This window comes from Enterobacter sp. Crenshaw (genome assembly GCF_024734705.1).
GTDB lineage: Bacteria > Pseudomonadota > Gammaproteobacteria > Enterobacterales > Enterobacteriaceae > Enterobacter > Enterobacter asburiae_B.
Window position 1 is genome coordinate 3,342,749 of the sequence record NZ_CP102932.1, and the last position, 20,191, is coordinate 3,362,939.

The window sequence follows — 20,191 nt, forward strand, 5'->3', positions numbered from 1 at the left end:
CTGGGCGTTATTTTCCGAGAGAATTATTGACCGGATGGATAATAGGTTTATTAATTGCACGAATCAAGTTCAAGTCTATTTTTAGACTGGTTTATTGATGTCGATTGAGGTGAGGTACGGGAATACCTTCTTTTTGATAACAAAATACGGTGGAGGGTGTTACAAACACATAAAAAAACCCTCGTCTTTCGACGAGGGTTTACAATTTTGGTGGAGCTAAGCGGGATCGAACCGCTGACCTCTTGCATGCCATGCAAGCGCTCTCCCAGCTGAGCTATAGCCCCACATGTGACTTTACTGACCGCACTCTGTTGGGTTCAGAGTTTGGTGGAGCTAAGCGGGATCGAACCGCTGACCTCTTGCATGCCATGCAAGCGCTCTCCCAGCTGAGCTATAGCCCCATCGTAAAGCTGTCATGTTGACGGGCGGCATAATATGAATTCCACCGCGGAGTGTCAACGGCAAAATCAATCCCAGCCATTCAATCGCCGAAAATTCATGCAAATGAATCACTTTGCGAGCCTGCTCGCAGTCAGGAGTTAAGCCTGTCACGTTTTCACGTAAAACGGTGCTATAAAATGAGCCGTTAATTAACCCCACTGATATTCAGGAAATTGTATGATCAAGGAACGAATGACGCCAGAAGAGTTAGCCCTCCTCACTGGCTATAGCCGCCAGACCATCAATAAATGGGTACGCAAAGAGGGTTGGATTACATCACCAAAACCAGGCGTCCAGGGCGGGAAAGCTCGCCTGGTACATGTAAACGAAAAAGTCCGTGACTTTATCCGCAGCGCACGTCGGGCAACTGAAACGTCCGAACTGCCGGAAGGCGTCAGTCATGATAGTTCGCTTCACACGCTGCTCCTGACGCTGGCCAATGAAATGACGCCGGAAGAGCAGAAGCAGATGACATCGCTGTTAATGCGGGAAGGGATTACCGGATTGTTGCAACGTTTAGGAATTCGCGATCAGAACTGATATGAAAAAATTACGCAGCAAAATGACCACGGAAGAGCTGGCGGAGAGTTTGGGCGTTGCCAGACAAACGGTTAATCGCTGGATACGCCAGCAGGGATGGAAAACCGAAGGCCTCAACGGCGTGAAGGGTGGTCGCGCGCGGCTCATTCATATTGATGCGCGCGTGAAGGAACATATTATGAGCCTTCCGGCGATCCGTAACCGTCAGGCGGTTTACCATCTCGCTGAGGTCACCGCTTCATACAGTGAACCCTCTTCAAACCTGTCTCCGGGCATTATTGAGACGCTGGAGAGTATGACTCAGCCAGAGCAGAGGCGTCTGGACGCCTTATTGAAACGCGAAGGCATACACGGCTTCCTGACGCGGCTCGGTCTCACGGAATAAAAGGCATAAAAAAAACGGCAGGGTAACCTGCCGTTTTTTATCTGAGGCCTAATTACTGCTGATTTTCACGTTCAGCGATAAAGTCCAGCGCCTTGTTAATACGCGCTACGCTGCGTGACTTGCCGATGGCGTGAACCGTCACATCCAGTGCCGGAGACTGACCCGCCCCGGTCACCGCAACGCGCAGTGGCATGCCGACTTTACCCATACCGACTTCCAGCTCGTCTGCCGTCGCCTGAATGGCGTGATGCACATTCTCAGCGGTCCACTCGGTAAGGGCCGCCAGCTTGTCGCGCACCACTTCCAGCGGCTGACGCGCAACCGGACGGAGGTGTTTCTTCGCGGCGTCCGCGTCGAACTCTTCAAACTCTTCATAGAAGTAGCGGCAGCTTTCGGCAATCTCTTTCAGCGTTTTACAGCGCTCGCCGAGGAGTTTCACCAGGTCCGCCAGCTCAGGGCCAGTGCGGGTATCAATATTTGCCTGCTCAATATGCCACTGCAGATACGTCGCCACATATTCTGGCTGCATGGTGTTGATGTAGTGATGGTTCAGCCACAGGAGCTTGTCGGTATTAAAGGCACTCGCTGATTTGCTTACAGAGCTCAGAGAGAACAGTTCGATCATCTCTTCGCGACTGAAGATCTCCTGGTCACCGTGAGCCCAGCCCAGACGCACCAGATAGTTCAGCAGTGCTTCCGGCAGATAACCGTCGTCGCGATACTGCATAACGCTTACCGCCCCGTGACGTTTAGACAGTTTTTTCCCGTCATCGCCGTTGATCATGGAGACGTGCGCATAAACTGGCACAGGGGCGTTCAGCGCCTTCAGGATGTTGATCTGACGTGGCGTATTGTTGATATGGTCTTCACCACGGACAACGTGAGTAATTTCCATATCCCAGTCGTCAACCACAACGCAGAAGTTGTAGGTTGGAGAACCGTCGGTACGACGGATGATCAGATCGTCCAGCTCCTGGTTGCTGAATTCAATTGGGCCACGGATCTGGTCGTCAAAGATTACCGATCCCTCTTGCGGGTTAGCAAAACGCACCACGCAAGGCTCATCTGCAGCATGCTCGCTATGGTCGTGGCGGCAGCGGCCGTCATAACGCGGCTTTTCACCGTTCGCCATCTGCGCTTCACGCAGTTCATCCAGACGCTCTTTAGAGCAGTAGCACTTATACGCCGTGCCCGCGACCAGCATCTCATCAATGACAGCGTTATAGCGGTCAAAGCGTTTGGTCTGGAAGTAAGGACCTTCATCCCATTCCAGATTCAGCCAGTTCATCCCATCCATAATGGCTTCAATTGCTTCTGGCGTGGAGCGCTCAAGATCGGTGTCTTCAATACGCAGCACGAACTCACCTTTGTTGTGGCGTGCGAAAAGCCAGGAATAGAGAGCGGTACGTGCACCACCGACGTGCAGATAGCCTGTCGGGCTCGGCGCGAAGCGAGTTTTGATTTTCATGAAATGGCCTTACGTTATAAAGATGCCGGCAATCGGCAAATCCTGGGGAAAAAACGATGGGCAATATTCTATCACTGTGGGGGGATTCCTCAATGTTGATCCCTTTATCGTGACCGAGTTTGCGATTTTTGTTTAGAAATCATGCGTCATTGCCCGTTTCGCGATCGTTTTGTTTAATTTTACGACGAACGAATAAAAACTTTAGAAAATGCGTTGACTCATTTTCAACTCTCCCTATAATGCGACTCCACACAGCGGGGGTGATTAGCTCAGTTGGTAGAGCATCTCCTTTACACGGAGGGGGTCGGCGGTTCGAGCCCGTCATCACCCACCATCTACTTCGGTAGGCCCGCAGTGTAGATAAGAATTGAGATTGGGCGATTAGCTCAGTTGGTAGAGCATCTCCTTTACACGGAGGGGGTCGGCGGTTCGAGCCCGTCATCGCCCACCATTCTCACCTTATCGCACCAGTTCCGAAATGGGCGATTAGCTCAGTTGGTAGAGCATCTCCTTTACACGGAGGGGGTCGGCGGTTCGAGCCCGTCATCGCCCACCATTTCGGGTCGTTAGCTCAGTTGGTAGAGCAGTTGACTTTTAATCAATTGGTCGCAGGTTCGAATCCTGCACGACCCACCAATGTAGAAAGGCGCCCTAAAGGCGCCTTTTTGCTATCTGCAGTTTGTCTACTTCCGCCTTCCAGTACACTTTCACCGCATCATCAATACTGATTGTGTATCGATGTAACTCCCTGCCAGATATGGCAGTTTTGCTCAAGCTAATCCCGTTAGTGCCGATACCTCTGTTTTATAACGCGAGGAAAAAGTATGACGACCATTCAGGCTTCAACCCAACAGATTCAAACCAGCGGCGCGAGTGGAACTTCCAGCAGCAACGATATCGCTACGCAAATCACCCGCATTCTCGACAAGATCAAAAAGCTGACTCAGCAGTTAAAAGAGCTGGCGAACAGCCCCATCAGCACCGATGAGAAGAAGAAGCAGCAGGAACTTATTCAGACCCAGCTCAAAGTGCTGCAGGCACAGCTCGCCGCGCTGCAGCGCCAGCAGGCCGAAGAAGCCCAGAAGAAGCAGGATCAAAAGCTGGGCAAAGTGGAAGGTGTAAATAACCCTTCAGACAATAATCAGATTGATATCTACATCTAATCTTCTGATGCGTTAAACAGTGGGTCGCGTATGCGGGCTTCGGTTAATCGTTGTGCCTGGATACGCACCACTTCCCAGATAGCCTGCGCCGCCCCCGAGAGTGAGCGATTTTTTCGCCGCACCAGCATCAGCTTTCGCTCAACAACGGGCGTTAATCGCTTGACGGCCAGCCGGCTTCCCTGCGGCAGGGGAAGCGCCAGGGCGGGCAACACGCTGATGCCAATGCCGGCTTCTACCATGGGAAAAAGCGTCGCCGGGTGACCAATCTCCTGCACGATCGTTGCCTTTACGCCCTGATTCACCAGCGCGGAATCAATCAGCGGACGGCTGCCCGAGGCATAATCCTGTAAAACCAGGTTCGCGCCCGTCAGAGACTGCCAGCTGACTTCCGGCAACTCTGCCAGCGGGTCGTCGTCACGGCAGAGCAGCAAGAATGGCTCGGAAAGTACGCTTTCACACGCCAGATCGCTCGCCTGGCCGGGATCGATAACAATACCAAAATCCACATCTCCCTGGCGGATGCTCTCCAGCACCCACTGCTGCGGCCTGTCATGCAGGACAAAATCAATGTCCGGGTAGCGATGACTTCCCTCGGCAATACATTGCGGGATAAGGTGTGCAGAGATTGTCTGACTGGCCGCGACGCGCACGGTCCCCGAAAGCTGCTGCCCCAGCCTCCCCACGTCTCTGAGCGTGCTGTTCAGCTCATCCAGCAATCGTTCAAGACGCAGGGCGAGCTGCTGCCCTGCTTCGGTCAGCACCACTTCACGGGTTGTGCGGTCAAGCAACTTCACCCCGGTCTGATTCTCAAGCTCTTTCACGCTGTGGCTGACCGCCGACTGGCTCAGGCCAATCATCTCCCCTGCCCGGCTAAAGCTGCGGGCGTGAGCGACGGTGACGAAAATACGAAGCTGGCGTAAGGAGTAATTCATCTGTTTCATTCATGAATGGATGCAATAAATCAATTTTATTTCTCAAATGGAAAAAAGCACAATAGCGACATCTGTTTTCAGGAGTCATTATGAAACTATTTCGTATTGTTGATCCGTTTACGCTCACCCTGGTGGTTACCGTTTTACTGGCCTCGTTCTTCCCCGCCCGCGGGGGCTTCGTCCCGTTTTTTGAAGGGCTGACGACGGCCGCCATCGCGCTGCTGTTCTTTATGCACGGCGCAAAGCTCTCGCGCGAAGCGATTATTGCCGGCGGTAGCCACTGGCGGCTGCATCTCTGGGTGATGTGCAGCACGTTCATTCTGTTCCCAATCCTCGGAGTGCTGTTTGCCTGGTGGGCGCCGGTTAACGTCGACCCGGCGCTTTACACCGGTTTCCTGTATCTCTGTATTCTGCCGGCTACCGTACAGTCCGCCATTGCCTTTACCTCTCTCGCCGGAGGGAACGTTGCGGCCGCGGTCTGCTCGGCATCGGCATCCAGCCTGTTAGGGATTTTCGTTTCCCCGCTGCTGGTGGGCCTGCTGATGAACATGCACGGCGCGGAAGGCAATCTCGAGCAGGTTGGAAAAATTTGCCTACAGCTGCTGCTGCCGTTTGTCCTGGGGCATCTATCCCGTCCATGGACCGGGGCGTTCGTGACGAAGCACAAGAAATGGATCTCAAAAACCGACCAGTCGTCGATTCTGCTGGTGGTCTATTCCGCCTTCAGCGAAGCGGTTGTGAACGGGATCTGGCATAAGGTGGGCGCAGGTTCGCTGCTGTTTATCGTGGTGGTCAGCATCGTCCTGCTGGCGATTGTGATTGCGGTAAACGTCTTTGTGGCACGCAGGTGCGGCTTCAGCAAAGCGGATGAAATCACCATTGTGTTCTGCGGTTCGAAAAAGAGCCTGGCTAACGGTATCCCGATGGCCAATATTCTATTCCCGACCTCGGTGATTGGGATGATGGTGCTGCCGCTGATGATTTTCCACCAGATCCAGCTGATGGTCTGCGCGGTGCTGGCGCGTCGCTACAAGCGCCAGACCGAAAAGCTGGCGCAGGAAGAGACCCGCGCCGCGAAGGCTTAAGGACGTTTCAGGGGCTGAACCAGCTGGGTCAGCCCCTCGGTTTTGATCAGTAACGTGATAGCCATCAGCTCGCCCAGTCGCCCTGCCGGGAATTCATCCTTACGGGCAAACCACAGCAGATACTCCTCCGGCAAATCAATCAGCCTGCGGCCCTTGTATTTACCGAACGGCATCTCCGTATTGGCTATTTCAACGAGCTGTTCTTTCTCCACGTTACTCTCCTAACAGATGCATCATTTCCGCTTCGTCGATAACCTCAATGCCGAGCTCCTGGGCTTTCGCCAGCTTAGAGCCCGCCGCTTCCCCGGCGATCACCAGGTCGGTTTTCTTCGACACGCTGCCCGCCACTTTGGCCCCCAGCGCCACCAGGCGCGCTTTCGCATCGTCGCGTGAAAGCTGGCTCAGGCTGCCGGTCAGGACTACCGTTTTACCGGCGAACGGGCTGTCGATCTCTTCGGCGTTAACCACCACCGGCGCGGGCCACCTGATGCCCTCTTCAAGCAGCTTGCCGATAACTTCACGGTTGCTCTCTTCGGCGAAGAAGTTAAAGACGTGCGTGGCGACCACAATGCCTACGTCAGGGACTTTCTGCAGCTCGTCGATGCTAGCCTTTTCCAACGCCTCCAGCGTACCAAAGTACGCCGCCAGGCCCGCTGCCGTCGCCTCACCCACTTCACGAATGCCCAGCGCGTACAGGAAGCGGGCAAAGGTCGTCTCTTTGGCGGCTTCCAGCGCGTTAACCACATTCTGGGCTGACTTTGGCCCCATGCGATCCAGACCGGTCAGTTTACCTGCCGTCAGCCTGAAGAGATCCGCTGGCGTATGGACATACTCTTTCTCAACCAGCTGATCGATAATCTTGTCGCCCATGCCGTCGACGTCCATCGCCCGACGAGAGACGAAGTGCTTCAGCGACTCTTTACGCTGCGCACCACAGATTAAGCCACCCGTGCAGCGCGCCACCGCTTCACCTTCCACACGCTCAACGTCGGAGCCGCACACCGGGCAGTGGGTCGGGAAGACGATCTCGCGCGTATCGGCAGGACGTTCCGACTCCACGACGTTAACCACCTGCGGGATAACGTCGCCCGCGCGGCGAATCACCACTTTGTCACCAATGCGCAGGCCGAGGCGTTCGATTTCATCGGCGTTATGCAACGTGGCATTACTCACCAGCACGCCCGCAACCTGCACGGGCTCCAGACGGGCGACCGGGGTAATCGCCCCCGTACGGCCAACCTGGAACTCCACATCGCGAACGACGGTCATCTGCTCCTGAGCAGGGAACTTAAACGCCACCGCCCAGCGCGGCGCGCGCGCCACAAAGCCTAGCTGCTCCTGCAGCGCCAGAGAATTCACCTTGATGACGACGCCATCAATATCAAAACCGAGCGTCGGACGGTCCTCTTCCACCTTGTGGTAGAACGCCAGCACCGCTTCCGGCGAGTCGCAGAGCTGAACGCGGTTGCTCACCGGCAGGCCCCACGCTTTAAACTGCAGCAGGCGTCCGAGGTGCGTATCCGGCAGCTCGCCGCCCTCCAGAATACCAACGCCGTAGCAGAAGAAAGTAAGCGGTCGCTTCGCGGTAATACGCGGGTCAAGCTGGCGCAGAGAGCCTGCCGCCGCATTACGCGGGTTAGCAAACACCTTCCCGCCGGTGCGACGCGCCTCGTCGTTAATTTTCTCGAAGCCCGCCTGGGGCAGGAACACCTCGCCGCGCACTTCCAGACGCGCGGGAATGTTGTCACCCTGCAGCTTCAGCGGGATCGCGCGGATGGTACGCACGTTGGTGGTGATGTCTTCGCCCGTCGTACCGTCGCCACGCGTTGCGGCACGCACCAGCACACCGTTTTCATAGAGAAGACTGACCGCCAGGCCATCCAGCTTGAGCTCGCAGCACCAGGTGAGGGAGTCGCTGCTTTTCAGGCGATCCTGCACGCGCTTGTTAAACGCGAGGAAGCTCTCTTCATCGAAGACGTTATCCAGCGACAGCATCGGCACCTCATGGCGCACCTGGCTGAAAGCGCCTAGCGGCTCAGCGCCGACGCGCTGGGTAGGGGAATCCGGCGTGATAAGCTCCGGATGCTGCGCCTCTAATTCGCGCAGCTCGCGCATCAGGCGGTCATATTCCGCATCCGGGACTTCCGGCGCGTCCATAACATGATAGAGGTATTCATGATGGCGAAGCGTGGTTCGCAGTTCAGTGAGTTGTTGTTCGATTGAGTCCATATCGCACCATCAATGAGAAAAAACCCCCGACAGGCGGGGGTTGAGGAGGAGTTGAAGTAAACGCGACGATTACGCGTTAGCTTCCTTAACTTCGCGGATGCGGTCCTGATACTCGCGCAGCTTCTGCGGGGTCATCATTCGACGCTGATCGTCGAGCACCACGCCGCCGACTTCGTCAGCGATGTGCTGAGCGGACTGCAGCATCAGCTTAAAGTTTTGCAGTTCGTCGCCGTAAGAAGGCACCTGCATAAAGATAGTGACGCCCGGGGTCACGAAATCACCGGTCATTTCCGGATCAAAGGTGCCAGGGTTAACCATGTTGGCCAGGCTGAACAGCGCCGGACCGCTACCGTCAGGGCTCAGATGGCGATGGAAAATGTTCATATCGCCAAACTTGAATCCTGCCTGTTGAATACTGTTGAGCAGCACGTCACCGTTAAGATGGCTGCCGTGATGCGCGGCCACGTTCATGATGATCACCGCTTCTTTACGCTGCGGTTTTTCAACAACCGGCTCTGGTTCTACAACGGGCTCAGGCTCAACGTGTGGAGCCGGAGCAGGCTGAGGCGCAGGCTGTACGTGAACAGGCTGCTGCGGTTGTTGTACCGGCTGAGCAGGCTGTTGCTGCACGGGCTGCTGCACCGGTTGCTGTTGAACCGGCTGTGGCGCAGCAGGCTGCTGATAGACAGGCTGTTGCGGCGGCTGGCGCACCGGTTCTTCCACAGGCTGCGGCGCTGGCTGGCGCGGCTGTGCAGAAGCATACGGCGGTTGATACTGGTGCTGCGAAGGACGAGGCGCTTCATGCTCCCCATGGCCTGCGCCGGGCGCAGTATTGACCCGATGAACACGAACTTCACCCACGCCGTCGTCATCGCTGCCGTCGATGTCATCTTCACTGTCATCGTCGTCACGACTGGACTTCATGCGCTTCAGTGGGCGATCGCGAAACATCGAGGAACGCTCTTTACGGCTGGTCCAGAAACCATGTACCAGTAAAGCGATTATGGCGATCGCGCCAACAATGATTAATATCAGACGCAAATCCTGCATCATTATATTCTCTGTTGTTCTAACACCTTGCCACCACGGCAAACATTTACTCACTAAGAGTATTTGCCGTTTACGTCAAGTGCAAGTGTGTGCAGAGCATTCACAGCATAAAGATGAAGGAAATCGTGCTTTTTGCTGGTTTTTCGAACATTTCCGAACTGGTCATTGCTCCGTAAGTGGATAATATAGGCGGGCAATTCCACTGGTTGTGTAAAAAGGAGTACAGCCTGGCTATGGTTTCAACATCTTCTTCTCCCCCGCGCAGCGGCGTATGGTATTTTTCTCAGGGCTGGAAACTGGTCTCCCTGCCGGGGATTCGACGCTTCGTGATTCTGCCGCTGTTGATCAACATTATTCTGATGGGCGGCGCGTTCTGGTGGCTATTCACAAAGCTGGAGAGCTGGATCCCGTCGCTGATGAGTTACGTGCCGGACTGGCTGCAGTGGCTTAACTACCTGCTCTGGCCGGTGGCGGTGATCTCCGTGCTGCTGGTGTTTGGGTACTTCTTTTCGACGATTGCCAACTGGATAGCCGCACCGTTCAACGGTCTGCTGGCGGAACAGCTGGAAGCGCGGCTTACCGGTGTGACGCCACCGGACACGGGCGTGCTGGGGATCATGAAAGACCTGCCACGCATCATGAAGCGCGAGTGGCAGAAGTTTGCCTGGTACCTGCCCCGCGCGGTCGTGCTGCTTATCCTCTATTTTGTGCCAGGCATTGGCCAGACGGTGGCGCCGGTGCTGTGGTTCCTGTTCAGCGCCTGGATGCTGGCCATCCAGTACTGCGACTATCCGTTCGATAACCACAAGGTGCCGTTTAAAGAGATGCGCACCGCCCTGCGCAGCCAGAAGGTCGCCAATATGCAGTTTGGCGCGCTGACCAGCCTGTTCACCATGATTCCCTTCCTGAATCTGTTCATCATGCCCGTCGCCGTCTGCGGCGCGACGGCGATGTGGGTCGACTGCTACCGTGCTAAGCACGCGTTATGGAAATAATGCAAAAATGTGTAAAGCAGGGGTGGCTTATGCCGCCCCTTATTCCATACTGATCCCCATTATTTCCTTGCAGTATATAGATATGCGAATTCCTTACTTCCCCCTACCTGCTCAACAGGTATGCTGGGTCGGTATCCCAATTTCATACAGTTAAGGACAGGCCATGAGTAAGATTTATGAAGACAACTCGCTGACTATCGGTCATACGCCCCTGGTTCGACTGAACCGTATCGGTAATGGACGCATTCTGGCGAAGGTCGAATCACGTAACCCGAGCTTCAGCGTAAAATGCCGTATCGGTGCAAACATGATTTGGGATGCTGAAAAACGTGGCGTACTGAAGCCTGGCGTTGAGCTGGTGGAACCGACCAGCGGTAACACCGGTATCGCTCTGGCCTATGTGGCCGCCGCGCGTGGCTACAAGCTGACGCTGACCATGCCAGAAACCATGAGCATTGAGCGTCGTAAGCTGCTCAAAGCGCTGGGCGCGAACCTGGTGCTGACCGAAGGCGCGAAGGGCATGAAGGGCGCCATTCAGAAAGCTGAAGAGATTGTGGCCAGCGATCCGGCGAAATATCTGCTGCTGCAGCAGTTCAGCAACCCGGCTAACCCGGAAATTCACGAGAAAACCACCGGTCCGGAAATCTGGGAAGATACCGACGGCCAGGTTGACGTCTTTATCTCCGGCGTAGGTACCGGCGGTACGCTGACCGGCGTGTCACGCTATATTAAAGGCACAAAGGGTAAAAAAGACCTGATCACCGTTGCCGTTGAGCCAACTGACTCACCGGTTATCACCCAGGCACTGGCGGGTGAAGAGCTTAAGCCAGGCCCGCATAAAATTCAGGGTATTGGCGCAGGCTTCATTCCGGGCAACCTGGATCTGAAGCTGATCGATAAAGTGGTGACTATCACTAACGAAGAAGCCATTTCTACCGCGCGTCGCCTGATGGATGAAGAAGGCATTCTGGCGGGTATCTCTTCCGGTGCAGCCGTTGCGGCAGCGCTCAAGCTTCAGGAAGATGAAGCCTTTACCAACAAGAATATTGTGGTTATCCTTCCTTCTTCAGGCGAGCGTTACTTGAGCACCGCACTGTTTGCCGATCTGTTTACCGAAAAAGAGCTGCAACAGTAGTGCCAGCATGTTAATAACGCGTAAAAAAGCACCTTTTCAGGTGCTTTTTTGTGGCCTGCTTCAAACTTTTGCCCCTCCTGGCATTGCTTCACCCCGTTGGGTCTGGTATTTAAACCAGCAATTATTTTGATGCGTGAAATTAATCGGTGAATGAAATAGCCTTGCTGAATCGATTTTATGATTTGGTTCAAGTCTTGCTTTCGCTGCATAATGTTTAATGACGATCGAAACGTCAGCGCTAACAATACAGGCTAAAGTTCAGTCGCCAGGCTAGACTTTAGTTCCACAACACTAAACCTATAAGTTGGGGAAATACAATGTTCCAGCAAGAAGTTACCATTACCGCTCCGAACGGTCTGCACACCCGCCCTGCTGCTCAGTTTGTTAAAGAAGCAAAAGGCTTCACTTCTGAAATCACTGTGACTTCCAACGGCAAAAGCGCGAGCGCAAAAAGCCTGTTCAAACTGCAGACTCTGGGCCTGACTCAGGGCACCGTTGTCACCATCTCTGCAGAAGGTGAAGACGAGCAGAAAGCAGTTGAGCATCTGGTAAAACTGATGGCTGAGCTCGAGTAAGTTTCCGGGTTCTTTTAAATATCAGTCACAAGTAAGGTAGGGTTATGATTTCAGGCATTTTAGCATCCCCGGGTATCGCTTTCGGCAAAGCACTGCTGCTGAAAGAAGACGAGATCGTCATCGACCGGAAAAAAATTTCTGCCGACAAGGTTGATCAGGAAGTTGAACGTTTTCTGAGCGGTCGTGCCAAGGCATCTGCGCAACTGGAAGCAATCAAAACTAAAGCTGGCGAAACTTTCGGTGAAGAAAAAGAAGCCATCTTCGAAGGGCACATCATGCTGCTCGAAGATGAGGAGCTGGAGCAGGAAATCATAGCCCTGATTAAAGATAAAGGCATGACGGCCGACGCGGCTGCGCATGAAGTTATCGAAGGTCAGGCAACTGCCCTGGAAGAACTGGATGATGAATACCTGAAAGAACGTGCGGCTGACGTACGTGACATCGGTAAGCGCCTGCTGCGCAACATCCTGGGTCTGGCCATCATCGATCTGAGCGCGATTCAGGATGAAGTTATCCTGGTTGCCGCTGACCTCACCCCGTCTGAAACTGCACAGCTGAACCTGAAAAAGGTCCTCGGTTTCATCACCGACGCGGGTGGCCGTACCTCGCACACCTCTATCATGGCGCGCTCTCTGGAACTGCCTGCCATCGTGGGTACCGGTAGCGTCACCTCTCAGGTGAAAAACGGCGACTATCTGATTCTGGATGCCGTAAACAATCTGGTTTACGTCAACCCAACCAATGAAGAGATCGATAAACTGCGCGCGGTTCAGGAGCAAGTTGCGACTGAAAAAGCCGAACTCGCTAAGCTGAAAGACCTGCCAGCCATCACCCTGGACGGCCATCAGGTTGAAGTGTGCGCGAACATCGGTACCGTCCGCGACGTTGATGGCGCTGAGCGCAACGGCGCGGAAGGCGTAGGTCTCTATCGTACAGAATTCCTGTTCATGGACCGCGACGCGCTGCCAACGGAAGAAGAGCAGTTTGCTGCCTATAAAGCCGTAGCTGAAGCGTGTGGCTCTCAGGCGGTTATCGTCCGTACCATGGACATCGGCGGCGACAAAGAGCTGCCGTACATGAACTTCCCGAAAGAAGAGAACCCGTTCCTGGGCTGGCGTGCAATCCGTATCGCGATGGATCGTAAAGAGATCCTGCGTGACCAGGTTCGCGCGATCCTGCGTGCCTCTGCTTTCGGTAAACTGCGCATCATGTTCCCGATGATCATCTCTGTTGAAGAAGTGCGTGCACTGAAGAAAGAGATCGAAATCTACAAACAGGAACTGCGCGACGAAGGTAAAGCCTTTGACGAGTCAATCGAGATCGGCGTAATGGTGGAAACACCTGCGGCGGCGACCATTGCGCGTCATTTAGCCAAAGAAGTTGATTTCTTTAGTATCGGCACCAATGATTTAACGCAGTACACCCTGGCAGTTGACCGTGGTAATGATATGATTTCACATCTCTACCAGCCAATGTCACCGTCCGTACTGAACTTGATCAAGCAAGTTATTGATGCTTCTCATGCAGAAGGTAAATGGACTGGCATGTGTGGTGAGCTTGCAGGCGACGAACGTGCTACACTTCTGTTGCTGGGTATGGGTCTGGACGAATTCTCTATGAGCGCCATTTCCATCCCGCGCATTAAGAAGATTATCCGTAACACGAACTTCGAAGATGCGAAGGTGTTAGCAGAGCAGGCTCTTGCTCAACCGACAACGGACGAGTTAATGACGCTGGTTAACAAGTTCATTGAAGAAAAAACAATCTGCTAATCCACGAGATGCGGCCCAAATTACTGCTTAGGAGAAGATCATGGGTTTGTTCGATAAACTGAAATCTCTGGTTTCTGATGATAAGAAAGACTCCGGAACTATTGAGATTGTTGCTCCGCTCTCCGGCGAGATCGTCAACATCGAAGACGTGCCGGATGTAGTGTTTGCTGAGAAAATCGTTGGTGATGGCATTGCTATCAAACCAACTGGCAACAAAATGGTTGCTCCAGTTGACGGCACCATCGGTAAAATTTTTGAAACCAACCATGCGTTCTCTATCGAATCTGATAGCGGTATCGAACTGTTCGTTCACTTCGGTATCGACACCGTTGAACTGAAAGGCGAAGGCTTCAAACGTATCGCGGAAGAAGGCCAGCGTGTTAAAGTTGGCGACCCGGTAATTGAATTCGATCTGCCACTGCTGGAAGAAAAAGCCAAGTCTACCCTGACGCCGGTTGTTATCTCCAACATGGACGAAATTAAAGAACTGATCAAACTGTCTGGCAGCGTCACCGTGGGTGAAACCCCGGTTATCCGCATCAAGAAGTAATTCTTGCCGCACAGAAAAATGGCGCCTTCGGGCGCCATTTTTGTTTATGCCGGTAGGATAAGCTCGTCGTAGCCCTTCGACTGGGTATAGAGCATCACGTCAGTCACCCGATCGCCGGCCATGCGAATGGCGTCGGCAACGGTTTTCCCCTCAACAATTCCGCTCACCAGCTCTGAACAGAACAGGTCGCCCGTCCCTTTCAGATCGGTTTCTACGCGCGGATGCGCGCTGACGGTCACGCCTTCATTCGTCACCAGCACCACGTGGATGTTTTCCGGGTCATCGGCCACCGGCGCGCTGGTGATCGCCACCCATTTCAGGCTATCGGAGAGCAGTCCCTGCGCCGCCGCGATGGCGCTTTCCGGCGTACGGCACGGTTTGCCGCTTAACACTTCCAGCTCATAGACGTTGGGCGTAATCCCCTGCGCCAGCGGCAGCAGGTGTTCCCGATACGCCTGCGGGATCTCGGGCTTCACGTACATACCGCTGTCGATATCGCCGATAACCGGATCGACCAGCACCAGCAGGTCAGGATGCTGCGCTTTGACCGCCTTCAGCCATTGAGCCAGCAGGACGATCTGGCTGGCGCTGCCCATATAGCCGGTGGTGACCGCTTTAAGCTCGCGCAGGATCTCGCGCTCTTCCAGGGCCTTAAGATAGCCGCTGAACCACTCGTCGGGGATCACCCCACCATAAAACGTGTCGTAATGCGGCGTGTTGCTAAACAGAACCGTCGGCACGGCGGTAACGTTCAGCCTGTGGGTACGAATATTCGGTACCGCAATGCTGTTCCCCACGCTGCCGTAAACCACCTGCGACTGCACGGCGACAATGTCGGTTTGCTGCGCCCGGGTGTTATCCCGGAATAGAATCATCTCCATGACGCTTAAATCCCCGCCCCCTGCGAATAACTCTCTTCACCAAAGACGCCGGTAGACAGATAGCGATCGCCGCGATCGCAAATAATCGCCACCACTACCGCCCCCGGGTTTGCCTGCGCTACCCGAATCGCACCCGCTACCGCGCCGCCCGAACTGACGCCGCAGAAGATACCTTCGCGCACGGCCAGCTCACGCATGGTATTTTCCGCCTCGCGCTGGTGAAGATCCAGCACCTGATCCACCAGCTGCGCATTAAAAATGCCGGGCATATACTCTGCCGGCCAGCGGCGAATCCCCGGAATGCTGCTCCCCTCTTCCGGCTGGAGGCCAACGATGGTGACGGTTTTTTCCTGCTCGCGCAGAAAACGCGATACCCCGGTAATGGTACCGGTGGTGCCCATGCTGGAGACAAAATGGGTGATACGCCCGTCGGTTTGCTGCCAGATTTCCGGGCCGGTGGTGGTGTAGTGCGCGTACGGGTTGTCTGGATTGTTGAACTGATCCAGCAGTTTACCTTCACCGCGCCCGGCCATCTCCAGCGCTAAGTCGCGCGCGCCTTCCATTCCCTGCTCTTTGGTCACCAGAATCAGCTCGGCGCCGTAGGCACGCATCGCGGCGCGGCGCTCCTGGCTCATGTTGTCCGGCATCAGCAGCTTCATGCGGTAGCCTTTCAGCGCGGCGATCATCGCCAGGGCGATACCGGTGTTGCCGCTGGTGGCCTCAATCAGCACGTCGCCTGGCTTAATTTCTCCGCGTTTTTCGGCCTGGACAATCATCGACAGCGCCGCGCGGTCTTTCACCGACCCCGCAGGGTTATTGCCTTCCAGTTTGACCCAGATTTCACTGCCGTTGTCCGGACCCGTGCGCTGAAGCTTGACCAGAGGAGTGTTACCGATGGTGTGTTCTAATGTATTCATGCTCGCTGTCCAATAAAAAGCCCGGTGGCGCTTCGCTTACCGGGCCTACAGACGTCATATTGTAGGCCGGGTAAGCGCAGCGCCACCCGGCAAAACTACGTAATCCTAACCTATCAGGCTGACTCCGCCAGAGCAATATCCTCGCGCGTCTCGATGCGCTCCTTCCCGTGATAAATACGGGCGTGCTGCAACCCAACAAACAGGCGCTCACCCCGGTGCGGCGGCACGTCGTCGCGCATGACCACGGTCAGCGGCTCGGTATACCAGCCCAGCGGCTGTACCACTAATTGGGTGTAGTGACCTTTAGGGCTAGCTTCCAGCACCTGCACCGGCAGCGGTGAATCCAGGCTGGTTCGGCGGCTCACGTCCACTTCCCACGGACGCAGGAACAGATCGACCGGCCCCTGATGCGCGGAGGTATAGCCCAGCGGCCAGCGATGCGCGCCAACGTGGAACTGTCCGCCGCGAATAGTGCCCTGCAGACGGTTTACCTCGCCCATAAACTCCAGCACGAAGCGGGTCGCCGGTTCACGCCAGAGCTGCTCCGGCTCGTCAACCTGCTCAATGTTGCCCTGGCTCATGACCACCACGCGATCCGCAACTTCCATCGCCTCTTCCTGATCGTGGGTCACGAAGACGCTGGTGAATTTCAGCTCCTCATGCAGCTGACGCAGCCAGCGGCGCAGCTCTTTACGCACCTGCGCATCCAGCGCGCCGAAGGGTTCATCCAGCAGCAGAATTTGCGGCTCAACGGCCAGCGCGCGCGCCAGCGCCACGCGCTGTTTCTGCCCGCCGGACAGCTGGGCCGGGAAACGATCCGCCAGGTGAGCCAGCTGCACCATCTCCAGCAGTTTGGTCACTTTCGCCTTAATAGTTGCCGCATCCGGACGTTCGCGACGCGGCAGCACGGTCAGGCCAAACGCGATGTTGTCGAACACGGTCATGTGGCGGAACAGCGCGTAGTGCTGGAACACAAAACCTACTTTACGATCGCGGGCGTGCAGGCGGCTCACGTCGGTGCCGTGGAAGCGGATGTGCCCGCTGGTCTGATGCTCAAGCCCGGCGATAATACGCAGCAGCGTGGTTTTGCCCGAGCCGGACGGCCCCAGCAGCGCCACCATTTGTCCGGAAGGGATATCCAGCGAGATATCATTCAGCACCTGGGTGCGACCAAAAGACTTCTTAATATTGGCAATCTCAATGCTCATGATTTCCCTCCTGATGCTGACGTTTTTCCTGATTTTCTAAACGCCACTGCACCACACTCTTCAAAAACAGGGTCAAGATGGCCATCAGCGTCAGCAACGCTGCGGCAGTAAACGAGCCGATGGTGTTGTAGTCCTGCTGCAGCAGCTCAATCTGGAGCGGCAGCGACAGGGTTTCACCCCGGATGGAGCCGGAGACGACGGAAACGGCACCGAACTCACCAATAGCGCGGGCGTTGGTCAGCACCACGCCGTAAAGCAGCGCCCAGCGGATATTCGGCAGCGTCACGCGACGGAACATCTGCCAGCCGGAAGCGCCCAGCAGCACCGCCGCTTCGTCTTCGTTGCTCCCCTGACTTAACATCACCGGCACCAGCTCACGCACCACAAACGGACAGGTCACGAAGATGGTGACCAGCACCATGCCCGGCCAGGCGAACATGATCTGCAGGTTATGCTCGTCCAGCCAGCCGCCCAACGGGCCGTTGGAGCCGTAAAAGAGCAGGTACACCAGACCCGCCACCACCGGCGATACGGCGAAAGGAATGTCCAGCAGGGTCAGCAGCAGCTGACGTCCCGGGAAGTTAAAGCGGGTTACCAGCCAGGCCAGCAGGGTCCCGAACACGAGGTTCACCGGCACGGTGATCAGCGCAATCAGCACGGTCAGCCAGATGGCATGCAGCATATCCGGGTTCGCCAGGTTTTCCAGCGCGGGCATCAGGCCCTTGCTGAATGCCTGAACGAAGATATAAACCGTCGGCACGACCAGAATGAGGGCGGAAACCAGCACGCCCGCCCCAATCAGAAACCATTTACCCCAGTTAATGCGGGGTGCATCGTATCGCTTCAATTGCGTAACTTCCGCCATCAGTGACCTACCACACGTCGACCAAAGCGACTTTGCAGAGTGTTAATCGAGTACAGCAGCAGCAGCGAGGCCGCCAGGATCACTGAGGCAATCGCGCTCGCCGCCGGATAATCAAACTCCTGCAAACGGATGAAAATCATCAGCGAGGTGACTTCTGTTTTCCAGGCGATGTTCCCGGCGATAAAAATCACCGCGCCGAACTCACCGAGGCTGCGGGTAAACGACAGCGCGACGCCCGCCATCAGCGCCGGAGAGAGCTCCGGCAGAACCACCTTGCGGAAGCTCTGCCAGCGCGTGGCGCCCAGCGTTTCCGCCGCTTCTTCGTATTCCGGACCCAACTCTTCCAGCACCGGCTGCACGGTACGGACCACAAACGGGATGCTGGTAAAGGCCATCGCCACCGCGATACCGAGCCAGGTGTAGGTCACTTTGATGTCGAATTTCGCCAGCCACTCGCCGTACAGCCCGTTCACGGAGAAGAGCGACGCGAGGGTTAAGCCCGCCACTGCAGTCGGCAGCGCAAACGGCAGATCCATCAGGGCGTCAAGCAGCGTGCGGCCCGGGAAGCGATAGCGGGTTAAGATCCACGCCATCAGCAGGCCAAACACGCCGTTAAAAATGGAGGCGACAAACGCCGACAGCAGCGTCACCTTATAGGCCGCCACCACCTGCGGGTTGGTGACCACGTCCCAGTACTGCGCCCAGCTCATCTGAGCAAGCTGCATCACCAGCGCGCTGAGCGGCAACAGCAGGATCAGGCAGACGAACAGCAGGCTGGTCCCGAGGCTTAAGGTAAAGCCCGGCAGCACGCGTTTTGTCGAAACTGCAAACATTACTTATGCCCCGCCGCCAGCAGTTTGTCTAACTCACCGCCGCTGGCAAAATGCGTTTTCATCACATCAGGCCAGGAGCCGAAATGATCTTCCACGCGGAACAAATCGGTCTGCGGGAATTTGTCTTTCAGTTTGTTCATTACGTCCGGGTTATTCACGCGGTAGTAGTAATCGGTAATGATGGTCTGCGCCTGCGGGCTGTACAGGTAGTTGAGATAGGCTTTTGCCGCTTTCTCGGTACCGTTTGCCTGCACGTTTTTATCCACCCACGCCACCGGGAACTCGGCCAGGATGTTGGTTTTCGGGATAACGACCTCGAAGCCCTGCGCTTCGTACTGTTTGCGGATGTTATTCACTTCCGATTCAAAGCTGATCAGAACATCGCCGAGACCGCGTTCCGCGAAGGTCGTTGTCGCCCCGCGGCCGCCGGTATCAAACACTTCGACGTTTTTAAGGAACTGGGTCATGAACTGCTCGGTTTTGGCTTTATCGTTACCGTCAGCCTTGTCCGCCGCGCCCCACGCGGCTAAATAGGTATAACGCGCGTTACCGGAAGTTTTTGGATTCGGGAAAATCAGCTTCACGTCGGAACGCACCAGGTCGCTCCAGTCGTGGATATTCTTCGGGTTACCCTTACGCACCAGGAAGCCCATGGTGGAATAGAACGGGGAGCTATTGTTCGGCAGTCGGCTCTGCCAGTCTGCCGGGATCAGCTTGCCTTTGTCGTGCAGGATCTGCACGTCAGTCACCTGGTTGTAGGTCACCACATCCGCTTTCAGGCCCTGCAAAATCGCCAGCGCCTGCTTGGACGACCCGGCGTGGGACTGCTTGATGGTCAGCTTGTCGCCGTTATTATCTTTCGCCCACTGCTGTTCAAACGGTGGATTAAGGGCGGCAAACAGCTCGCGGGAGACGTCATACGAACTGTTCAACAGTTCAGTCGCCTGCGCCTGTGCCACCAGCAGTAAACCTGCCAGCGCCAGAGTTCCTTTTTTCAGTACAGTAACGGCCATTGCGCACCCTTATAAATGTGATGACTATCTTATAGTCATAATATTTATAACGGGGATGAAAGGAGTAACGGTTTTATATACCGTTTGGTGATTTAGAAGCAGAAAAGGGAATAAGGGGAAGGCCTGATGCCCTCACCCCGGCCCTCTCCCACAG

Annotated in this window: 20 protein-coding genes and 6 tRNA genes; 13 read left to right on the forward strand and 13 right to left on the reverse strand. The window is 55.4% G+C overall.

Annotated features, from left to right (window positions below; all coding sequences use genetic code 11):
- Positions 1-208: 208 nt before the first annotated feature.
- Both NWV12_RS15870 and NWV12_RS15875 read right to left on the reverse strand, forming a co-directional pair.
- A tRNA-Ala gene (locus NWV12_RS15870) sits at positions 209-284 on the reverse strand.
- Between the two features lie 41 nt (positions 285-325).
- Positions 326-401 (reverse strand) — tRNA-Ala (locus NWV12_RS15875).
- A gap of 217 nt (positions 402-618) precedes the next feature.
- Here NWV12_RS15875 and NWV12_RS15880 point away from each other — a divergent pair.
- Both NWV12_RS15880 and NWV12_RS15885 read left to right on the forward strand, forming a co-directional pair.
- Positions 619-981 carry a YfeC-like transcriptional regulator gene (locus tag NWV12_RS15880; RefSeq protein ID WP_033146143.1) on the forward strand — a complete coding sequence of 121 codons (363 nt, stop codon included), beginning with the start codon at positions 619-621 and terminating at the stop codon, positions 979-981.
- A gap of 1 nt (position 982) precedes the next feature.
- On the forward strand, positions 983-1,366 hold the full coding sequence (locus NWV12_RS15885; RefSeq protein ID WP_033146144.1) for a YfeC-like transcriptional regulator: 384 nt from the start codon (positions 983-985) through the stop codon (positions 1,364-1,366).
- Between the two features lie 52 nt (positions 1,367-1,418).
- On the opposite strand, the gene gltX is transcribed toward NWV12_RS15885, so the two are convergent.
- Positions 1,419-2,834 carry a glutamate--tRNA ligase gene (gene gltX, locus NWV12_RS15890; protein ID WP_033146145.1) on the reverse strand — a complete coding sequence of 472 codons (1,416 nt, stop codon included), beginning with the start codon at positions 2,832-2,834 and terminating at the stop codon, positions 1,419-1,421.
- A gap of 258 nt (positions 2,835-3,092) precedes the next feature.
- On the opposite strand from gltX, the gene NWV12_RS15895 reads away from it, so the two are divergent.
- From NWV12_RS15895 to NWV12_RS15915, 5 genes are all read left to right on the forward strand, one after another.
- A tRNA-Val gene (locus tag NWV12_RS15895) sits at positions 3,093-3,168 on the forward strand.
- Positions 3,169-3,209: 41 nt separating this feature from the next.
- Positions 3,210-3,285, forward strand: a tRNA-Val gene (locus tag NWV12_RS15900).
- A 29-nt stretch (positions 3,286-3,314) separates the two neighbouring features.
- A tRNA-Val gene (locus NWV12_RS15905) sits at positions 3,315-3,390 on the forward strand.
- Positions 3,391-3,394: 4 nt separating this feature from the next.
- Positions 3,395-3,470, forward strand: a tRNA-Lys gene (locus NWV12_RS15910).
- Between the two features lie 188 nt (positions 3,471-3,658).
- On the forward strand, positions 3,659-3,997 hold the full coding sequence (locus NWV12_RS15915; RefSeq protein WP_039263694.1) for a FlxA-like family protein: 339 nt from the start codon (positions 3,659-3,661) through the stop codon (positions 3,995-3,997).
- Here the strand turns inward: NWV12_RS15915 and NWV12_RS15920 are convergent.
- Positions 3,994-4,929 (reverse strand): LysR family transcriptional regulator, encoded by a 936-nt coding sequence (locus tag NWV12_RS15920; protein ID WP_048978878.1) that lies wholly within the window; start codon positions 4,927-4,929, stop codon positions 3,994-3,996. The two genes, NWV12_RS15915 and NWV12_RS15920, sit on opposite strands and share 4 nt — an antisense overlap.
- 89 nt (positions 4,930-5,018) lie before the next feature.
- Here NWV12_RS15920 and NWV12_RS15925 point away from each other — a divergent pair, with 89 nt between their 5' ends.
- Positions 5,019-6,014, forward strand: a complete 996-nt coding sequence (locus NWV12_RS15925) for a bile acid:sodium symporter family protein (RefSeq protein ID WP_048978877.1) — start codon at positions 5,019-5,021, stop codon at positions 6,012-6,014.
- Here the strand turns inward: NWV12_RS15925 and NWV12_RS15930 are convergent.
- From NWV12_RS15930 to zipA, 3 genes are all read right to left on the reverse strand, one after another.
- Complete coding sequence (locus NWV12_RS15930; RefSeq protein ID WP_003861328.1) at positions 6,011-6,226, reverse strand: DUF3820 family protein; 216 nt, start codon at positions 6,224-6,226, stop codon at positions 6,011-6,013. The two genes, NWV12_RS15925 and NWV12_RS15930, sit on opposite strands and share 4 nt — an antisense overlap.
- A 1-nt stretch (position 6,227) precedes the next feature.
- Entirely contained in the window at positions 6,228-8,243 is a 2,016-nt protein-coding gene (gene ligA, locus NWV12_RS15935) for an NAD-dependent DNA ligase LigA (RefSeq protein ID WP_101744638.1), read from the reverse strand.
- Between the two features lie 69 nt (positions 8,244-8,312).
- Positions 8,313-9,296 (reverse strand): cell division protein ZipA, encoded by a 984-nt coding sequence (gene zipA / locus NWV12_RS15940; RefSeq protein ID WP_023308727.1) that lies wholly within the window; start codon positions 9,294-9,296, stop codon positions 8,313-8,315.
- Between the two features lie 230 nt (positions 9,297-9,526).
- Between zipA and cysZ the strand changes: the two genes are divergently transcribed.
- From cysZ to crr, 5 genes are all read left to right on the forward strand, one after another.
- Positions 9,527-10,288, forward strand: coding sequence for a sulfate transporter CysZ (cysZ, locus tag NWV12_RS15945; RefSeq protein ID WP_048978876.1), 762 nt, complete (start codon positions 9,527-9,529; stop codon positions 10,286-10,288).
- 163 nt (positions 10,289-10,451) lie between these two features.
- Positions 10,452-11,423: a cysteine synthase A gene (gene cysK, locus NWV12_RS15950; protein WP_014884739.1), complete on the forward strand. Its 972-nt coding sequence runs from the start codon at positions 10,452-10,454 to the stop codon at positions 11,421-11,423.
- A gap of 317 nt (positions 11,424-11,740) precedes the next feature.
- On the forward strand, positions 11,741-11,998 hold the full coding sequence (ptsH, locus tag NWV12_RS15955; RefSeq protein ID WP_000487600.1) for a phosphocarrier protein Hpr: 258 nt from the start codon (positions 11,741-11,743) through the stop codon (positions 11,996-11,998).
- A gap of 44 nt (positions 11,999-12,042) precedes the next feature.
- Complete coding sequence (ptsI, locus tag NWV12_RS15960) at positions 12,043-13,770, forward strand: phosphoenolpyruvate-protein phosphotransferase PtsI (RefSeq protein WP_023332954.1); 1,728 nt, start codon at positions 12,043-12,045, stop codon at positions 13,768-13,770.
- Between the two features lie 40 nt (positions 13,771-13,810).
- On the forward strand, positions 13,811-14,320 hold the full coding sequence (gene crr, locus NWV12_RS15965; RefSeq protein WP_003861316.1) for a PTS glucose transporter subunit IIA: 510 nt from the start codon (positions 13,811-13,813) through the stop codon (positions 14,318-14,320).
- Between the two features lie 44 nt (positions 14,321-14,364).
- Here the strand turns inward: crr and pdxK are convergent, their stop codons facing one another.
- From pdxK to NWV12_RS15995, 6 genes are all read right to left on the reverse strand, one after another.
- Positions 14,365-15,201, reverse strand: a complete 837-nt coding sequence (pdxK, locus tag NWV12_RS15970) for a pyridoxine/pyridoxal/pyridoxamine kinase (protein WP_023332955.1) — start codon at positions 15,199-15,201, stop codon at positions 14,365-14,367.
- 5 nt (positions 15,202-15,206) lie between these two features.
- Positions 15,207-16,118 carry a cysteine synthase CysM gene (gene cysM / locus NWV12_RS15975; RefSeq protein WP_048978875.1) on the reverse strand — a complete coding sequence of 304 codons (912 nt, stop codon included), beginning with the start codon at positions 16,116-16,118 and terminating at the stop codon, positions 15,207-15,209.
- Between the two features lie 113 nt (positions 16,119-16,231).
- A complete protein-coding gene (gene cysA / locus NWV12_RS15980; protein ID WP_008501607.1) occupies positions 16,232-17,326 on the reverse strand; it encodes a sulfate/thiosulfate ABC transporter ATP-binding protein CysA in 1,095 nt (364 codons plus the stop codon).
- The gene (gene cysW, locus NWV12_RS15985; RefSeq protein ID WP_023308733.1) at positions 17,316-18,191 is read right to left on the reverse strand and encodes a sulfate/thiosulfate ABC transporter permease CysW; all 876 of its coding nucleotides are present in this window, start codon (positions 18,189-18,191) and stop codon (positions 17,316-17,318) included. The genes cysA and cysW overlap by 11 nt, the downstream gene beginning before the upstream one ends.
- Positions 18,191-19,024, reverse strand: coding sequence for a sulfate/thiosulfate ABC transporter permease CysT (gene cysT / locus NWV12_RS15990; protein WP_004123378.1), 834 nt, complete (start codon positions 19,022-19,024; stop codon positions 18,191-18,193). The genes cysW and cysT overlap by 1 nt, the downstream gene beginning before the upstream one ends.
- Positions 19,024-20,037 (reverse strand): sulfate ABC transporter substrate-binding protein, encoded by a 1,014-nt coding sequence (locus NWV12_RS15995; RefSeq protein WP_023308734.1) that lies wholly within the window; start codon positions 20,035-20,037, stop codon positions 19,024-19,026. The genes cysT and NWV12_RS15995 overlap by 1 nt, the downstream gene beginning before the upstream one ends.
- Between the last annotated feature and the right edge of the window lie 154 nt (positions 20,038-20,191).